Below are 15,566 nucleotides of genomic sequence, written 5' to 3'. Positions count from 1 at the left end.
CTACGCCGGCACGTGCACCGTCTCCACCCGGCTCGCCACCAGCCGCTCCCGCTCGCGCCGGGCCGCCCGCTTCCGCAGCCGCAGGATCTGCGTGACCCCGAGCGCCTGGAGGACGAACACCGCCGAGAAGGCCACCGTGTAGTCGTCGCCGGTGGCGTCCAGCAGCACCCCGACCGCGAACAGCGTGGTCATGGAGGCCACGAAGCCGCCCATGTTGGTGATGCCGGAGGCCGTGCCCTGCCGCTCGGGCGGGTTCGCCGGGCGGGCGAAGTCGAAGCCGAGCATCGAGGCGGGCCCGCAGGCCCCGAGCACCGTGCACAGCACGATCAGCAGCCACATCGGGGCGTGCGGGCCGGGGTAGGCCAGCGTCGCCGCCCACAGGGCCGCCGTCGTCCCGACCGTGCCGAGCGCGAGCGGCAGCCGCGCCTCCTGGTGCCGGGCGACGATCTGCCCGTAGACCAGGCCGACGACCATGTTCGACAGCACGACGAGCGTGAGGAGCTCGCCGGCCGTGGCCCGGGACAGTCCCTGTGCTTCGACGAGGAACGGCAGGCCCCACAGCAGCAGGAACACCATCGCCGGGAACTGGGTCGTGAAGTGCACCCACAGTCCGAGCCGCGTCCCCGGCTCCCGCCAGGCGGCGGCGATCTGCCGCCGTACGTAGGCCGCGCCCTGGTGCGGAAGCGGCTCCGGCTCGTGGCCCTCCGGGTGGTCCTTCAGAAACAGCAGCACCAGGACGAACACCACGGCCCCGGCGGCCGCGCTGCCCGCGAAGGCCGGCGTCCAGCCGACGCCGTGCAGCAGCCGGGCCAGGACGAGCGTGGAGACGAGGTTGCCCGCCATGCCCACCAGCCCCGCGAACTGGGCGACGAGCGGCCCTCGCCGGGCCGGGAACCACCGGGTGCCCAGCCGCAGCACGCTGATGAACGTCAGCGCGTCACCGCAGCCGAGCAGCGCCCGGGAGGCGAGTGCCATGCCGTACGACGGGGAGAACGCGAAACCCAGCTGCCCGGCCGTGAACAGCACCGCCCCGAGGGCCAGCACCTTCTTGGTGCCGAGCCGGTCGACGAGCAGGCCGACGGGTATCTGCATGCCCGCGTAGACCAGCAGCTGGAGGATGGAGAACGTGGACAGCGCGGAGGCGTTGACGTGGAAGCGGTCGGCCGCGTCGAGGCCCGCCACGCCCAGGGACGTGCGGAAGATGACCGCGACGAAGTAGACCGAGACGCCGATGCCCCAGACGGCCAGGGCCCGGCGGCCACCCTGAGGCTCAGCCGGCAGCGCCGTGCCGGTCATCGGACCTCCCCCCGGGCCAGGTGCGAGAACCAGCCGATGTGACGGTGGACCAGTCCGACGGCCGCCTCGGCGTCCCCGGTCCGCAGTGCGTCGAGGATCTCCTCGTGCTCGGCGAGGGTCTTGGCGATCCGGTCGGGGTGGGAGTGCATGACGGCGACGCCCATCCGCAACTGGCGGTCGCGCAGCTGGTCGTAGAGCCGGGAGAGGATCTCGTTGCCGCCGCTGCGGACGATCTCGGCGTGGAAGCAGCGGTCGGTGACGGCGGCCCCGGCGAGGTCTCCTTCGGCGGCCTGCCGCTTCTGCCGGGCCAGCAGCTCCTCCAGGCGCTCGATGAGCCCGGGGGGCGCGGGCACGGCCTTGCGCGCCGCGTGCTCCTCGACGAGCAGCCGCGTCTCGACGACGTCGGCGATCTCCTGGGCGGAGACGGGCAGGACGAGGGCGCCCTTCTTCGGATAGAGCCGGATCAGCCCCTCGGCCTCCAGCCGGAGCAGCGCCTCGCGCACCGGCGTGCGCGAAACCCCGACGGCCTCGGCGAGCTCGCCCTCGGTGAGCAGGGTCCCACCCTCGTAACGGCGTTCCAGGACACCCTGTTTGACGTGGGTGTAGACGCGGTCGGCGGCGGGAGGTTGCTTCACGGCCAGGGTCATGCGGACAGCATAGATACAACAGGTGCGCATGGATGTATCCGTCCAGTATGCGGACCCGAATGTCACACGTCTGTGGCAAAGGGCGGGCCTGCCTCGGCAACGGCGCAACCACATGTGCTAGTTACGAGTGAGACACGTGCGGCCCCCTTCCCCTCGTCCTCAATCCGGCCGCACGCCTGGGGCATTCAACGTAATCGGGGTACTTCACTTGATAACCGGCATTAAGGGCACCCGTCTCCGCAGAGCTGCGGCCGTCGCCGTGACCACCGGCGCCATGCTCGCGACCGGAGCCCTCACCGTTGCGCCGGCGCAGGCCGCCACGGCGCCCTCGATCGCCGCCAAGGGCGGCTACGTGATGAACAACGCGACCGGCAAGTCGCTCTACACCAAGGCGGCCGACACCCGCCGCTCCACCGGCTCGACCACCAAGATCATGACGGCCCTGGTGGTGCTGAAGCAGCCGAAGCTCAACCTGGACAGCAAGGTCACGATCCAGAAGGCGTACAGCGACTACATCGTCGACAACAACTGGGCGTCCAACGCCAAGCTGATCGTCGGCGACAAGGTCACCGTCCGCCAGCTGCTGTACGGGCTGATGCTGCCGTCCGGCTGCGACGCGGCGTACGCGCTCGCCGACAAGTTCGGCTCGGGCTCGACGCGGGCGGCGCGCGTGAAGTCGTTCATCGGCAAGATGAACACCACCGCCAAGGACCTGGGTCTGAAGAACACCCACTTCGACTCGTTCGACGGCATCGGCAAGGGCGCCAACTACTCGACACCGCGCGATCTGACGAAGCTCGCCAGCAGCGCGATGAAGAACTCCATGTTCCGCACGGTCGTCAAGACGAAGAAGTACACGGCGAAGACGACCACGAAGTCCGGCGGCACGCGGACGATGGCCCCGTGGGAGAACACCAACCCGCTGCTGAGCAGCTACAGCGGCGCGATCGGTGTGAAGACCGGCTCCGGCCCGGAGGCCGGGTTCTGCCTGGTCTTCGCCGCCACCCGCAACGGCAAGACGGTCATCGGCACGGTCCTCGCCTCGACCGACAAGGACACGCGGAAGTCGGACGCCACGAAGCTGATGAACTACGGCTTCGCGAAGTAGCGCAAGCAGGACGGGCACCACGAAGGGGGGCTCACCGCCGATGGCGGTGAGCCCCCTTTCGCTCGTCACGCAGCCGTGCGCTGACGGCGCTCCAGCGCCCGGCGACGTAGTCGAAGTCCGAGGCATGGGTCGCTGTTGACGGTCTGCTGAAGCTCTCTCCCCTCTTGAACGGGGGAGATTCCGCCCTACCTTACGGTGGGAGGCTTGACGCGGCGAGCGCGCCTGACGACTGCTCTTCCAGCAGCCGGGAAGGCCACGAGGCCCGATTGCCGACCCGAGGTCCGGCTCGCGCCATAATGCACAGCCCACTGGCCCCCAATACGCCGCGGCGGCCCCCGGCCCAGTGGGCAGGGGGCCGCCGTGACCGGCTCACGCCCAGCTGATCAGGCGCTTCGGCTGCTCCAGGATCGCCGCCACGTCCGCCAGGACCTTCGAGCCCAGTTCCCCGTCGACCAGTCGGTGGTCGAACGACAGGGCCAGGGTGGTGACCTGACGGGGCTTCACCTTGCCCTTGTGGACCCACGGCTGGAGCTTGATCGCACCGACAGCGAGGATCGCGGACTCACCGGGGTTGAGGAGTGGCGTGCCCGTGTCGACGCCGAAGACACCGACGTTGGTGATCGTCACCGTGCCGCCCTGCATGGCCGCCGGGGACGTCTTGCCGTCCCTGGCGGTCGACACCAGCTCGCCCAGCGACTCGGCCAGCTGAGGCAGCGTCTTGGCGTGGGCGTCCTTGATGTTCGGCACGATCAGGCCGCGCGGGGTCGCGGCCGCGATGCCCAGGTTCACGTAGTGCTTGACCACGATCTCCTGCGCGGCCTCGTCCCAGGACGCGTTGATGTCCGGGTTCCGCTTGATCGCGACGAGCAGCGCCTTGGCGATCAGCAGCAAGGGGTTCACGCGCACGCCCGCGAACTCCTTGTCCTGCTTCAGCTCCTCGACCAGCTTCATCGTGCGCGTCACGTCGACGGTCACGAACTCCGTGACATGCGGCGCGGTGAACGCCGAGCCGACCATCGCCGCCGCCGTCGCCTTGCGGACGCCCTTGATCGGGACACGGGTCTCGCGGGTGGTGTCGTACGACACCGCTGCCGGTGCGGGCGCCGGGGCGGCGGCCACGGGGGCCTCCTGCTGCGGTGCCTGCGCCTGAGCCACCGCCGCATGCACGTCCTCGCGGGTGATGACGCCGTCCGGGCCGGTCGGGACGACCGTCGTCAGATCGACGCCCAGGTCCTTGGCCAGCTTGCGGACCGGCGGCTTGGCGAGGGGGCGTTCCAGGCCGGCGGGGGCGGCCGGGGGCGGGGCCCCGTGGCCGTTCAGCTCCGTCTGGATCGCCGTCGAGGCCTGCTGCACCGGGACCTCGGGGCCCTTGCGGGGGCGGCGGCGGGTGGACGACGTCGCCACCCCGTAGCCGACCAGGACCGGCTGGCGGCCGGAGCCCTCCGCCTTCGGCTCGTCCGCCGGCCGGGGCGCCGGGGGCTGCTCGGCGGCGGGCGCGGGCTGCTCGGCTGCGGGTGCGGCACCTCCGCTCACGTCCACCGCGATGATCGCCGTGCCCACGTCGACCGTGGTGCCCTCGGGGAAGTGCAGCTCACGGACCACCCCGTCGTACGGGATGGGCAGCTCGACGGCCGCCTTCGCCGTCTCGACCTCGCACACCACCTGGCCGTCCGTGACCGTGTCGCCCGGCTGGACGTACCACTTGAGGATCTCGGCCTCGGTGAGTCCCTCGCCCACGTCGGGCATCTTGAACTCGCGCACGGACGCTTCCGTCATCGTCGTCACGACCCTCTCCTCAGTACGCCAGCGAGCGGTCGACGGCATCCAGCACCCGGTCCAGGTTCGGCAGGTACTCCTCCTCCAGGCGGGCCGGCGGGTACGGGGCGTGGTAGCCGCCGACCCGGAGCACCGGGGCCTCCAGGTGGTAGAAGCAGCGCTCCGTGATCCGCGCGGCGATCTCCGCGCCCGAGCCGAAGAACACCGGCGCCTCGTGGACCACGACCAGGCGGCGGGTCTTCTCCACGGAGGCCTGGAGGGAGTCGAAGTCGAGCGGGGAGACCGAGCGCAGGTCGAGGACCTCCAGGTTCCTGCCCTCCTCGGCGGCCGCGTCGGCGACCTCCTGGCAGAGCTTCACCATCGGACCGTACGCGGCCAGGGTGAGGTCGGTGCCCTCGCGGACCACCTGGGCCTTGTGCAGCGGGCCCGGGATGGCCTCGGTGTTGACCTCGCCCTTGTCCCAGTAGCGGCGCTTGGGCTCGAAGAAGATCACCGGATCGTCGCTCTGGATGGCCTGCTGCATCATCCAGTACGCGTCCGACGCGTTCGACGGAGAGACGATCTTCAGACCGGCCACATGCGCGAACAGCGCCTCCGGCGACTCCGAGTGGTGCTCCACCGCGCCGATCCCGCCACCGTAGGGGATACGCACGACGACCGGCAGCTTGACCTTGCCCAGCGAACGCGCGTGCATCTTCGCCAGCTGCGTGACGATCTGGTCATACGCCGGGAAGACGAACCCGTCGAACTGGATCTCCACCACCGGCCGGTAGCCGCGCAGCGCCAGGCCGATGGCCGTGCCCACGATGCCCGACTCGGCCAGCGGGGTGTCGATGACCCGGCTCTCGCCGAAGTCCTTCTGCAGGCCGTCCGTCACCCGGAAGACACCGCCGAGCTTGCCGACGTCCTCGCCCATGATCAGGACCTTGGGGTCGGAGTCCAGGGCACGGCGCAGCGACTCGTTGATCGCCTTGGCCAGAGCCATCTTGTCGGCCATCTCAGTTACCCCCCTCGTCGGCGAACGACGCCTGGTAGGCGGCGAACTGGGCACGCTCCTCGTCGACGAGCGCATGCCCGTCCGCGTAGACGTTCTCGAAGATCGCGAAATGGTCCGGGTCCGGCATGGCACGCACCGCCTCGCGCACTCGTTTGCCCAACGCCTCGGACTCGGCCTCCAGTTCCGCGAAGAATCCCTCGTCCGCGTGGTTCGAGGCCTCCAGATAGCGGCGAAGGCGCAGGATCGGGTCCTTCGCCTCCCAGGCCTGGCGCTCCTCGTCGCCCCGGTAGCGGGTGGGGTCGTCGGAGGTGGTGTGGGCGCCCATGCGGTAGGTGAACGCCTCGACGAGGGTCGGGCCCTCGCCGGCGCGGGCCCGCTCCAGGGCCCACCGGGTGACCGCGAGGCAGCCGAGCACGTCGTTGCCGTCGACGCGGACGCCCGGGAAGCCGAAGCCCTGCGCGCGCTGGTAGATCGGCACGCGGGACTGCTTCTCGGTCGGTTCGGAGATGGCCCACTGGTTGTTCTGGCAGAAGAACACGACGGGGGCGTTGTAGACCGCGGAGAAGGTGAACGATTCGGCCACGTCGCCCTGGCTGGAGGCACCGTCGCCGAAGTAGGCGATCACCGCGCTGTCGGCGCCGTCCTTGGCGATGCCCATGGCGTAGCCGGTGGCGTGCAGCGTCTGGGAGCCGATGACGATCGTGTAGAGCTGGAAGTTGTTGCCGTTCGGGTCCCAGCCGCCATTGTTCACGCCGCGGAACATGCCGAGCAGGTTGGTCGGGTCCACACCGCGGCACCAGGCGACACCGTGCTCGCGGTAGGTGGGGAAGACGTAGTCGTCGTCGCGCAGGGCCCGGCCGGAGCCGATCTGGGCGGCCTCCTGGCCGAGCAGCGAGGCCCACAGGCCCAGCTCGCCCTGGCGCTGCAGGGAGGTCGCCTCGGCGTCGAAGCGGCGGGTGAGCACCATGTCGCGGTACAGACCGCGGAGCTCTTCCGGGGTGACACCGGCGACGTACTTGTCGTACTCGGCGTTCTTGACCCGCTTGCCCTCGGGCGTCAGCAGCTGCACGAGCTGGGGCTCGGCGCCGGCGTCCTTCTTGGCGGTCGTGCGGGTGGTGCGCTTGGTGCCGGTGGTGCCGGCCTTGCTTCCGGCGCTGCGTCGCGGTGTGCGCGCGGCAGTGCTCTCCACGGTCACGTGTGCTCCTCCGTCGGTCCGGCCCCCGGGGTTGCCGGTAGGCCAGTGCGGCTCACCTGTTCTCGACCACCGGGCACGGGGTGGGTGCCACTCGGCCGGGAACAGGCGTGACAGGTGCCCCGGCGAGCGCCCTGCAAAAGGCACGTTACCCAGTGCATCACATTTCTGCGAAACCCCTTCTGACCTGGGATTTTGCTTGGATATCCAAGTAAATCGGGAAGGTGTGGAAGGGGCCCTGGTCACAGCCTTGCAGGAGGCCGGAGCAACCGCACGTTAACCCGGTGACCCACGTCACGGGAAGAGTCCACTTTCCGGCGCGGCGAAACAGCACGCGCGCGTGGAACCCGTTTCCGGGTCCCACGCGCGCGTGGATCATCCGTTTCGTCCCGGCGTTCCCCTTCGGGGAGCCGGCCCCGGGTCAGCCGCCGTCGCCGCCCGCGCCGCCTCCGACGGCACCGGTCGCGCCGCCCGCGTCGGTGCCGCCCGTGTCGTCCGGCGGCGTCGCCGGGTCCGAGGGCTCCGGGTCCGTGGGCTCGTCGGTCGGCGCCTCGGTGGTCGGCTGGCCCGTCGGCTGGCCGGTGGGCGTCTCGGGAGCGCTCTGCGACGGCGTGTAGGACGGCGTGTACGACGGCGTCCACTGGCCGCCGCCGGAGCTCGTGCCGGTGCCGTCGTCCGTGGACGTGTCGGTCGGCTCGTCGGTCGGCTCGTCGCTCGGCGTCTCGCTGGGCGTCTTCTTGTCGGCCGTCTGCGAGGTGGTCGGCGACTGCTTGGTGCCGGGCTCCTTCGTGTCACCGCCGGTGCCCTTGAGCGCCAGGGCGACACCCACCGCGACCGCGATCACCGCGAGCACGGCGAGGATCCACAGCTTGCCGCGGCCGCCGCCCTTGTTGCCGTGGCCCTCGAAGCCGCCGTCGTCCCCGCTGCCGTAGCCCGCGGGCAGGATCGGCGACGGGATCTGCGCGGTGCCGGAGGGGTCCCCTGGGTGGCCCATCACGGCCGTGCCGGCGAAGCCGCCCGACGGGGTGTGGCGGCCCTCGTGCATGTCGACCGGGCCGGTGTTCCAGGTGCCGGTGTGGCCGCCCTGGTCGTAGAGCATCTGGAGCGCGTACTGGACCAGCCCGCGCATCTCCTCGGCCGTCTGGAAACGGTCGTCCGGCTCCTTGGCGAGGGAGCGCATGACCAGGCCGTCGAGCTCGGGCGGACAGGCGTCGGAGGCCTCGGAGGGAGGCGTCGGGATGTCCTGGACGTGCTGGTAGACCACCGACAGCGGGGTCTCGCCGGTGAACGGCGGGCGCAGCGAGAGGAGTTCGTAGAGCAGACAGCCCGTCGCGTACAGGTCGGAGCGGTGGTCGACGGCCTTGCCGAGCGCCTGCTCGGGCGACAGGTACTGCGGCGTGCCCATGACCATGCCGGTCTGTGTCATCGTCGACTGCGCGCCGTGCAGGGCGCGGGCGATGCCGAAGTCCATCACCTTCACGGCGCCGTTGTGCGTGATGATGACGTTGGCCGGCTTGATGTCGCGGTGCACGATGCCGTGCTGGTGCGAATAGGCGAGCGCCTCCAGGACGCCCGAGACGATGATCAGGGCCTGCTCGGGGCCCGGCGCCTCGGCGTTCAGCAGCAGGTCGCGGATCGTGCGGCCCTCGACCAGCTCCATGACGATGTAGGGCACGGACTGGCCGCCGACGACGTCCTCGCCGGAGTCGTACACGGCGACGATCGCATGGTGGTTGAGGCCGGCGACCGACTGGGCCTCGCGCGTGAAGCGCGCCTTGGACACCGGGTCCTCGGCGAGGTCGGAACGGAGCAGCTTGACAGCGACGGTGCGCCCGAGGCGGACGTCCTCGGCGGCGAACACCTCGGCCATGCCGCCCCGGCCGAGTCTGTGGGTCAGCCGGTACCGGCCGTCCCCGACCAGCCCGCCGTTCCCCCAGGACTCCGGCGCGTCCGACATGCCGCCGCCAGTCGCCTCGGGTTCGGACGGGCCCTGAGCGCGCTGCTGCTGTGCCATCAGTCCTCGCCGTCGTTTCTGCCCGCGGTGCGCGCGGTGTTGTTACGGTCTCCGTCGGCCACGCTACAGCCTCCGCGCAAGCCGCCGGTCCGAGACGGGGTGCCAGGACCGGCACGGGACGGACGCGTCATGAAACCTTTACTCCGTACTGTCGTGCAAATTCTGTGGGCCGGCGGTACGTCCCCTGTAACGCTTCCGCGACGCTTCTTTCGCGTACGGTCACGGAACGGGCACCGAGCTTGACGTGTCAGTGCCCTGGGGCAGACTTGGCCGGGAATGGCGGTTTGGATCAACGCGGATCGCGCGGATCAGCATCGGATCAGCGACAGTCGGCGGCGCCTCAAGGGCTACGGGGGAAACGGGACATGAGCCAGGACGGCGCACAGGGCCAGTACACGGGGCGGGCGCTCGCCAATGGCCGCTATCAGCTGCGTGATCTGCTCGGCCAGGGCGGCATGGCCTCGGTGCACCTCGCGTACGACAGCGTGCTCGACCGGCAGGTCGCGATCAAGACACTTCACACCGATCTCGGTCGGGAACAGGCCTTCCGCGAGCGGTTCCGCCGCGAGGCCCAGTCCGTGGCCAAGCTCACGCACACCAACATCGTCTCGGTCTTCGACACCGGCGAGGACACCCTCGACGGCATGACGACGCCGTACATCGTCATGGAGTACGTCGAGGGCCGTCCCCTCGGCTCGGTCCTCGACGAGGACGTCCGGCAGCAGGGCGCGATGCCCGCCGACAAGGCGCTGAAGATCACCGCGGACGTGCTCGCCGCGCTGGAGATCAGCCACGAGATGGGGCTGGTCCACCGGGACATCAAGCCGGGCAACGTGATGATGACCAAGCGCGGCGTGGTCAAGGTCATGGACTTCGGCATCGCCCGCGCCATGCAGTCCGGTGTGACGTCGATGACGCAGACCGGCATGGTCGTCGGCACCCCCCAGTACCTCTCGCCGGAACAGGCCCTCGGCCGCGGTGTGGACGCCCGCTCCGACCTGTACTCGGTCGGCATCATGCTGTTCCAACTGGTCACCGGGCGGCTGCCGTTCGAAGCGGACTCGCCGCTGGCCATCGCGTATGCGCACGTGCAGGAGGAGCCGCCGGTTCCGTCCTCGGTCAACCGCGCGCTGCCCCCGGCCGTGGACGCGCTGATCGCCCGCGCGCTGAAGAAGAACCCGAACGAGCGCTTCCCCAGCGCGGAGGCCATGCGCGACGAGTGCCTGCGCGTGGCGTCGTCCTTCCAGGCCGCCCCGCCGAGCATCGTGCCGGGCACCCAGGCCCCGAGCGGTGCGGGAGTCGGCTCGGCCGTGTTCCCGCCGGTCGACCAGGCGACCCCGGCGCCGTCGGGCCAGGTGCAGACGCCCTACCAGCCGACCCCGCCCCCGAACCCGTACGGCACGCCCGCCCCGACGGCGCCGTCCCCGGCGTACGGCTACCCGCAGCAGGGCGGCTACCAGACCCCGTCGCCCGCCGCGTACTCGCCGCAGCCGGGTCCGTCGACCCCGCCGCCGTACAACCTCTCGCCGCAGACCGCGCAGGTCTCCCCGGGCGGCGGCAAGAGCAACAAGCCGGTGATCATCGGCTCGATCGTGGTGTCCGTCGTCGCGGTCGGCGGTCTGATCGCGGCCCTGCTGATGAACAACGGCGGCGAGGACGACCAGGGCGGCGGGGGCAGCAGCGCGAGTGCGTCGGCCTCGGCCTCCAAGAAGCCGGGCTACCGCGGGCCGGACACCTCGAAGACGATCGACACCGAGGAGTGCACGGAGCCGCAGGAGTCGTACAACGACCCCGACAAGATCCGGATGCCCGACTTCAAGTTCAAGGACATCACCTCGGTCAAGGCCTGCCTCCAGGCGGCCGGCTGGGAGAAGAAGATCAACAACGTGGACGAGAACACGTACGGCGACGGCACGGTCATGAACCAGTTCCCGTCCGCCGACACCGACGTGGACCCGGAGAACATGCCGGAGATCGAGCTCGGCGTCTCCACGGGCAACCCGCCGGCCTGATCCGCCCGTGCGAAGGGCCCGGCAGCCGACGCTGCCGGGCCCTTCGCACGGCCGGTGCGCGGACGCGCTTACAGGTACGGCCCGCCCGTTCGGCCGGCTGAACGGCCGCCCGGGGGCTGGTCGTCGAGGCCGTCATGCCCGACGCCCGGCGGGAGGGCGCGGCGCATCTGCTCCAGCTGGGCGCGGGCCGCCATCTGCTGGGCGAACAGCGTGGTCTGGATCCCGTGGAAGAGCCCCTCCAGCCAGCCGACCAGCTGGGCCTGCGCGATGCGCAGCTCCGCGTCGCTCGGGGTCGTCTCGTCCGTGAACGGCAGGGAGAGCCGCTCCAGCTCCTCCACCAGCTCGGGGGCCAGACCGTCCTCCAGCTCCTTCACGGAGCTGGCGTGGATCTCCTTGAGCCGGACCCGGCTGGCCTCGTCCAGGGGAGCCGCGCGCACCTCCTCCAGAAGCTGCTTGATCATGCTGCCGATCCGCATGACCTTCGCGGGCTGCTCCACCTGTTCCGTGACCGGAGTCTCGCGGGAGTCCTCGTCCCCGCCGCCGCCGCTGAGCGCCATGCCGTCCTGGCCCACGACCAGGATCTGCGGGTTCTCCGGCGACCTTTCGTTCCTCGGCATCTCCATGCCGCCATTCTCTCGCACGCCTGCACCTCACCTCCGTGGTGCCCCCGCGGGAGGCTGATCCACCGTGTCGGAGGAGACGTGCGCGCCGGTCCCGGGGTTGCTCGACCAAGGGTGAATCCGGCTCCCGGGTGAGGTGCGGCGGCCGGGGGTGATTCCGTCTGTCGGCCGAACCCGGAGTGCCGGACGTGTGGGGCGGTGTGAGGCTGATTGCCTTGATCTGACCGAACGTGCCGATCTTGCCCTACCGGGCACGGCGGGAGGGGGTCACCCACGTGACTCCATGGCAACGCGCACTGCGGGCGACGGGACTGGTGGTCGCCCTGGGGGCGGGTGCGGTCGTCTCACCGTACGGGGCAGGCGTCTCGTACGGCGCTGTCCAGTCCGTGCGGTCCTACGACGACCCAGGTGGAGGCGCCCTCGCCGCTCCCTCCGCCCCGGGCAAGCCCTCGCGGGCCGGGAGCCGGGCCGGTGAGGGGCGGGAGCGGCCGGGGCGGCCGCAGGACGCCGAGGAGGAGCGCGGCGCCGGTGAGGCCACCGCTGTGCCCGAGGAGTCCCGGGAAGCCGTTCCCGAGCCCTCCGCCCCGACGGAGCAGCCCGTACGGGAGGCCGCCGCCTCTCGCGCCGACCGCCCCGTCGGACCGGTCCTGCGCATCCTGCCGCTGGGCAGCGGCCTGGTCCTGATCGGACTCGGCCTCGGCCTCGCCTTCATCGCCCTGCGGCTGCGGCGGGTCTAGGCCGTGCCCGCAAAGTCCCGCCTGCCCCGCGGGCGGACGACGGGACTTTGCGGACACGACCCAGGACCTGCCGTCTCAGGCGCCCTGCGGGGTGATCAGCAGCACCTTGCCGATGTGGCCACTCTCCTCCACGACCCGGTGGGCGGCGGGCGCCTGCGGCATCGGGAGCTCACGGTCGACGACCGGGCGCAGGTGGCCGCCGGCGAACAGGGGCCAGACGTGTTCCCGCACGGCCGCGACGATGGCCGCCTTCTCCTCCAGCGGCCGGGCGCGCAGGGACGTCGCGCTGATGGCGGCGCGCTTGGCGAGCAGGGCACCGATGTTCAGCTCGCCCTTGATGCCGCCCTGCATGCCGATGATCGCGAGCCGGCCGTTGACGGCGAGGGTCTTGACGTTGCGCTCCAGGTACTTGGCGCCCATGTTGTCGAGGATGACGTCGGCACCGGCGCCGTCCGTGGCCTTCCGGACCTCCTCGACGAAGTCCTGCTCGCGGTAGTTGACCAGGATGTCGGCGCCCAGTTCGGCACACCGGTCCAGCTTCTCCTTCGTACCGGCCGTGACCGCCACCCGCGCGCCGACGGCCTTGGCCAGCTGGATCGCCATCGTGCCGATGCCGCTGGAGCCGCCGTGCACGAGCAGCGTCTCGCCCGGGCGCAGGTGGGCGATCATGAAGACGTTCGACCAGACGGTGCAGGTCACCTCGGGCAGGGCCGCGGCCTGCGTCAGGCCGATGCCCTCGGGCACGGGCAGCAGCTGTCCGGCGGGGACGACCACCTTCTCGGCGTAGCCGCCGCCGGAGAGCAGCGCGCACACCTCGTCGCCCACGTTCCAGCCGGAGACACCGGGGCCGATCTCGGCGATCCGCCCGGAGCACTCCAGGCCGGGGTAGGGGGACGCGCCGGGCGGCGGGTCGTAGAAGCCCTGCCGTTGCAGGATGTCGGCCCGGTTGACGGCACCGGCCGCCACCTCGACCAGGACCTCGCCCTCGCCGGGCACGGGATCCGGGACCTCGTCCCAGACCAGCGCCTCGGGCCCACCAGGTTCGGGAATCGTGATCGCATGCATGAAGGGGACGGTACTCCCCGGTCGCCGGACCGACTTCCCTCCGCCCCCGGACCGATCCCGCCTCCGTCATGGGTCCGGTCCCTTCCGGCATCCGTGTGCGGGGACCGATGAGTTTGCGCGACGGTGAAGGTCTCCCCATGCGTAGCCCACGTACTCGGAAGGACCCGACACATGAGCACGCAGACGTCCGGCCTGGCGATCGAGACCGCGGGCCTGGTGAAAACCTTCGGCGAGACGAGGGCGGTCGACGGAGTGGACCTGTCCGTGCCCGCGGGCACGGTCTACGGCGTCCTCGGCCCGAACGGCGCGGGCAAGACCACCACCGTGAAGATGCTCGCCACGCTGCTCCGGCCGGACGGCGGCGAGGCCCATGTCTTCGGCCACGACATCGTCCGCGAGGCCGACGAGGTGCGCGGCCGGGTGAGCCTCACCGGCCAGTACGCGTCGGTGGACGAGGACCTCACCGGCACCGAGAACCTGGTCCTGCTGGGCCGGCTGCTCGGCCACCACAAGAAGGCCGCCCGGGACCGCGCGGCCCAGCTCCTGGAGGCCTTCGGGCTCACCGAGGCGGCCGGGAAGCAGGTCAAGCAGTACTCGGGCGGCATGCGGCGCCGCATCGACATCGCCGCGTCCATCCTCAACACCCCCGATCTGCTGTTCCTCGACGAGCCGACGACCGGCCTCGACCCGCGCAGCCGCAACCAGGTCTGGGACATCGTGCGGGCCGTCGTCGCCCAGGGCACCACCGTGCTGCTGACCACGCAGTATCTGGACGAGGCCGACCAGCTGGCGTCCCGGATCGCCGTCATCGACCGCGGCCGGGTGATCGCCGAGGGCACCAAGGGCGAGCTGAAGTCCTCCGTGGGCGCCGGATCCGTCCATCTGCGGCTGAGGGATCCGGACCTACGGGACCTGGCGGCGGACCTGCTGCGCCGGACCCTCGACGCACAGGTGCAGCTGGAGCACGACCCGGTGGCGCTGACCGCCCGCCTCGGTGCGGCGGCGAGCGCCGACAACGCAGCCCAGCAGGCGTCCCGCGCGCTGAGCGAGCTGGCCCACGCCGGGATCACCGTCGACAACTTCTCGCTGGGCCAGCCCAGCCTGGACGAGGTGTTCCTCGCCCTCACCGGCCACGACACGCACGACTCCTCCCACCACTCCGACGACCCGAAGGACGAGGTGGCGGCATGAGCACCGCGACGACCACCGAGAGCAAGGAACTCGCCCCGGTCAGCGCCGAAACCCTCGCCGCGCTGCTCGTCTCCAAGGAGCGTCCGCCCCGGCCCAGCGCCTGGTCGACCTCGATCACCTTCGGCTGGCGGGCGATCCTCAAGATCAAGCACGTGCCGGAGCAGCTCTTCGACGTCACGGCGTTCCCGATCATGATGGTGCTGATGTACACGTACCTGTTCGGCGGGGCACTGGCCGGCTCGCCGAAGGAATACATCCAGTTCCTGCTGCCGGGCATCCTCGTGATGTCGGTCGTGATGATCACGATGTACACGGGCGTCTCGGTCAACACCGACATCGAGAAGGGCGTCTTCGACCGGTTCCGCAGCCTGCCGATCTGGCGGCCCTCGACGATGGTCGGCTATCTGCTCGGCGACGCCCTGCGGTACACGATCGCGTCCGTCGTGATGCTCACCGTCGGCATCATCCTCGGCTACCGGCCGGACGGCGGGATCGGCGGTGTGCTCGCCGGGATCGCCCTGCTGGTGCTCTTCTCGTTCGCCTTCTCGTGGATCTGGACCATGTTCGGGCTGATGCTGCGCACCGAGAAGTCGGTGATGGGCGTCAGCATGATGGTGATCTTCCCGCTCACCTTCCTGTCCAACGTCTTCGTCGACCCGAAGACCATGCCGGGCTGGCTCCAGGCCTTCGTCAACAACAGCCCCATCACCCATCTGGCGTCGGCGGTGCGCGGACTGATGGGCGGCGACTGGCCGACCGCCGAGGTCGCCTGGTCGCTGGGCTGGGCCGGACTGTTCGTGCTGGTCTTCGGGCCGGTCACGATGCGGCTGTACAACCGGAAGTAGGCCGGGGGCAACTTGGCCGGCCGTCGCGCACGGGGAGAGTGCGTGGCGGCCGGCCTCTCGTCCTGC

At 70.7% G+C, this 15,566-nt stretch carries 13 protein-coding genes; 5 read left to right on the top strand and 8 right to left on the bottom strand.

Going from position 1 to position 15,566, the window contains the following annotated elements; translation table 11 throughout:
- Both AC07F0_RS04515 and AC07F0_RS04510 read right to left on the bottom strand, forming a co-directional pair.
- Positions 1 to 1,296 carry an MFS transporter gene (locus tag AC07F0_RS04515; protein WP_478974100.1) on the bottom strand — a complete coding sequence of 432 codons (1,296 nt, stop codon included), beginning with the start codon at positions 1,294 to 1,296 and terminating at the stop codon, positions 1 to 3.
- Positions 1,293 to 1,943, bottom strand: a complete 651-nt coding sequence (locus tag AC07F0_RS04510) for a GntR family transcriptional regulator (protein WP_478974097.1) — start codon at positions 1,941 to 1,943, stop codon at positions 1,293 to 1,295. The genes AC07F0_RS04515 and AC07F0_RS04510 overlap by 4 nt, the downstream gene beginning before the upstream one ends.
- A 208-nt stretch (positions 1,944 to 2,151) precedes the next feature.
- Between AC07F0_RS04510 and AC07F0_RS04505 the strand changes: the two genes are divergently transcribed.
- Positions 2,152 to 3,051: a D-alanyl-D-alanine carboxypeptidase family protein gene (locus AC07F0_RS04505; RefSeq protein ID WP_478974094.1), complete on the top strand. Its 900-nt coding sequence runs from the start codon at positions 2,152 to 2,154 to the stop codon at positions 3,049 to 3,051.
- Positions 3,052 to 3,420: 369 nt separating this feature from the next.
- On the opposite strand, the gene AC07F0_RS04500 is transcribed toward AC07F0_RS04505, so the two are convergent.
- The 4 genes from AC07F0_RS04500 to AC07F0_RS04485 all read right to left on the bottom strand — a co-directional run bounded on the left by AC07F0_RS04500 (position 3,421) and on the right by AC07F0_RS04485 (position 9,030).
- Positions 3,421 to 4,836 (bottom strand): dihydrolipoamide acetyltransferase family protein, encoded by a 1,416-nt coding sequence (locus AC07F0_RS04500; protein WP_478974091.1) that lies wholly within the window; start codon positions 4,834 to 4,836, stop codon positions 3,421 to 3,423.
- A gap of 10 nt (positions 4,837 to 4,846) precedes the next feature.
- Positions 4,847 to 5,824 (bottom strand): alpha-ketoacid dehydrogenase subunit beta, encoded by a 978-nt coding sequence (locus tag AC07F0_RS04495; RefSeq protein ID WP_478974088.1) that lies wholly within the window; start codon positions 5,822 to 5,824, stop codon positions 4,847 to 4,849.
- Position 5,825: 1 nt separating this feature from the next.
- Positions 5,826 to 7,019 carry a pyruvate dehydrogenase (acetyl-transferring) E1 component subunit alpha gene (pdhA, locus tag AC07F0_RS04490; RefSeq protein WP_356927244.1) on the bottom strand — a complete coding sequence of 398 codons (1,194 nt, stop codon included), beginning with the start codon at positions 7,017 to 7,019 and terminating at the stop codon, positions 5,826 to 5,828.
- Between the two features lie 418 nt (positions 7,020 to 7,437).
- Complete coding sequence (locus AC07F0_RS04485; protein ID WP_478974085.1) at positions 7,438 to 9,030, bottom strand: protein kinase domain-containing protein; 1,593 nt, start codon at positions 9,028 to 9,030, stop codon at positions 7,438 to 7,440.
- A 365-nt stretch (positions 9,031 to 9,395) separates the two neighbouring features.
- On the opposite strand from AC07F0_RS04485, the gene AC07F0_RS04480 reads away from it, so the two are divergent.
- Positions 9,396 to 11,042 (top strand): protein kinase domain-containing protein, encoded by a 1,647-nt coding sequence (locus AC07F0_RS04480; RefSeq protein ID WP_478974082.1) that lies wholly within the window; start codon positions 9,396 to 9,398, stop codon positions 11,040 to 11,042.
- A gap of 68 nt (positions 11,043 to 11,110) precedes the next feature.
- Here the strand turns inward: AC07F0_RS04480 and AC07F0_RS04475 are convergent, their stop codons facing one another.
- Positions 11,111 to 11,665 (bottom strand): bacterial proteasome activator family protein, encoded by a 555-nt coding sequence (locus AC07F0_RS04475; RefSeq protein WP_436728707.1) that lies wholly within the window; start codon positions 11,663 to 11,665, stop codon positions 11,111 to 11,113.
- Positions 11,666 to 11,937: 272 nt separating this feature from the next.
- Between AC07F0_RS04475 and AC07F0_RS04470 the strand changes: the two genes are divergently transcribed.
- Entirely contained in the window at positions 11,938 to 12,399 is a 462-nt protein-coding gene (locus AC07F0_RS04470; RefSeq protein WP_478974080.1) for a hypothetical protein, read from the top strand.
- A gap of 75 nt (positions 12,400 to 12,474) precedes the next feature.
- Here AC07F0_RS04470 and AC07F0_RS04465 read toward each other — a convergent pair whose 3' ends face one another.
- Positions 12,475 to 13,464 (bottom strand): NAD(P)H-quinone oxidoreductase, encoded by a 990-nt coding sequence (locus AC07F0_RS04465; protein WP_478974077.1) that lies wholly within the window; start codon positions 13,462 to 13,464, stop codon positions 12,475 to 12,477.
- Positions 13,465 to 13,635: 171 nt separating this feature from the next.
- Here AC07F0_RS04465 and AC07F0_RS04460 point away from each other — a divergent pair, with 171 nt between their 5' ends.
- Together AC07F0_RS04460 and AC07F0_RS04455 are read left to right on the top strand one after the other, a co-directional pair.
- Positions 13,636 to 14,655: an ATP-binding cassette domain-containing protein gene (locus AC07F0_RS04460; protein ID WP_478974074.1), complete on the top strand. Its 1,020-nt coding sequence runs from the start codon at positions 13,636 to 13,638 to the stop codon at positions 14,653 to 14,655.
- Positions 14,652 to 15,500, top strand: coding sequence for an ABC transporter permease (locus AC07F0_RS04455; protein ID WP_478974071.1), 849 nt, complete (start codon positions 14,652 to 14,654; stop codon positions 15,498 to 15,500). Before AC07F0_RS04460 ends, AC07F0_RS04455 begins: the two co-directional genes overlap by 4 nt.
- Positions 15,501 to 15,566: the final 66 nt, after the last annotated feature.

The organism is Streptomyces sp. NPDC045955, from assembly GCF_056430805.1.
This window is presented reverse-complemented; position numbering and strand designations above follow the sequence as displayed.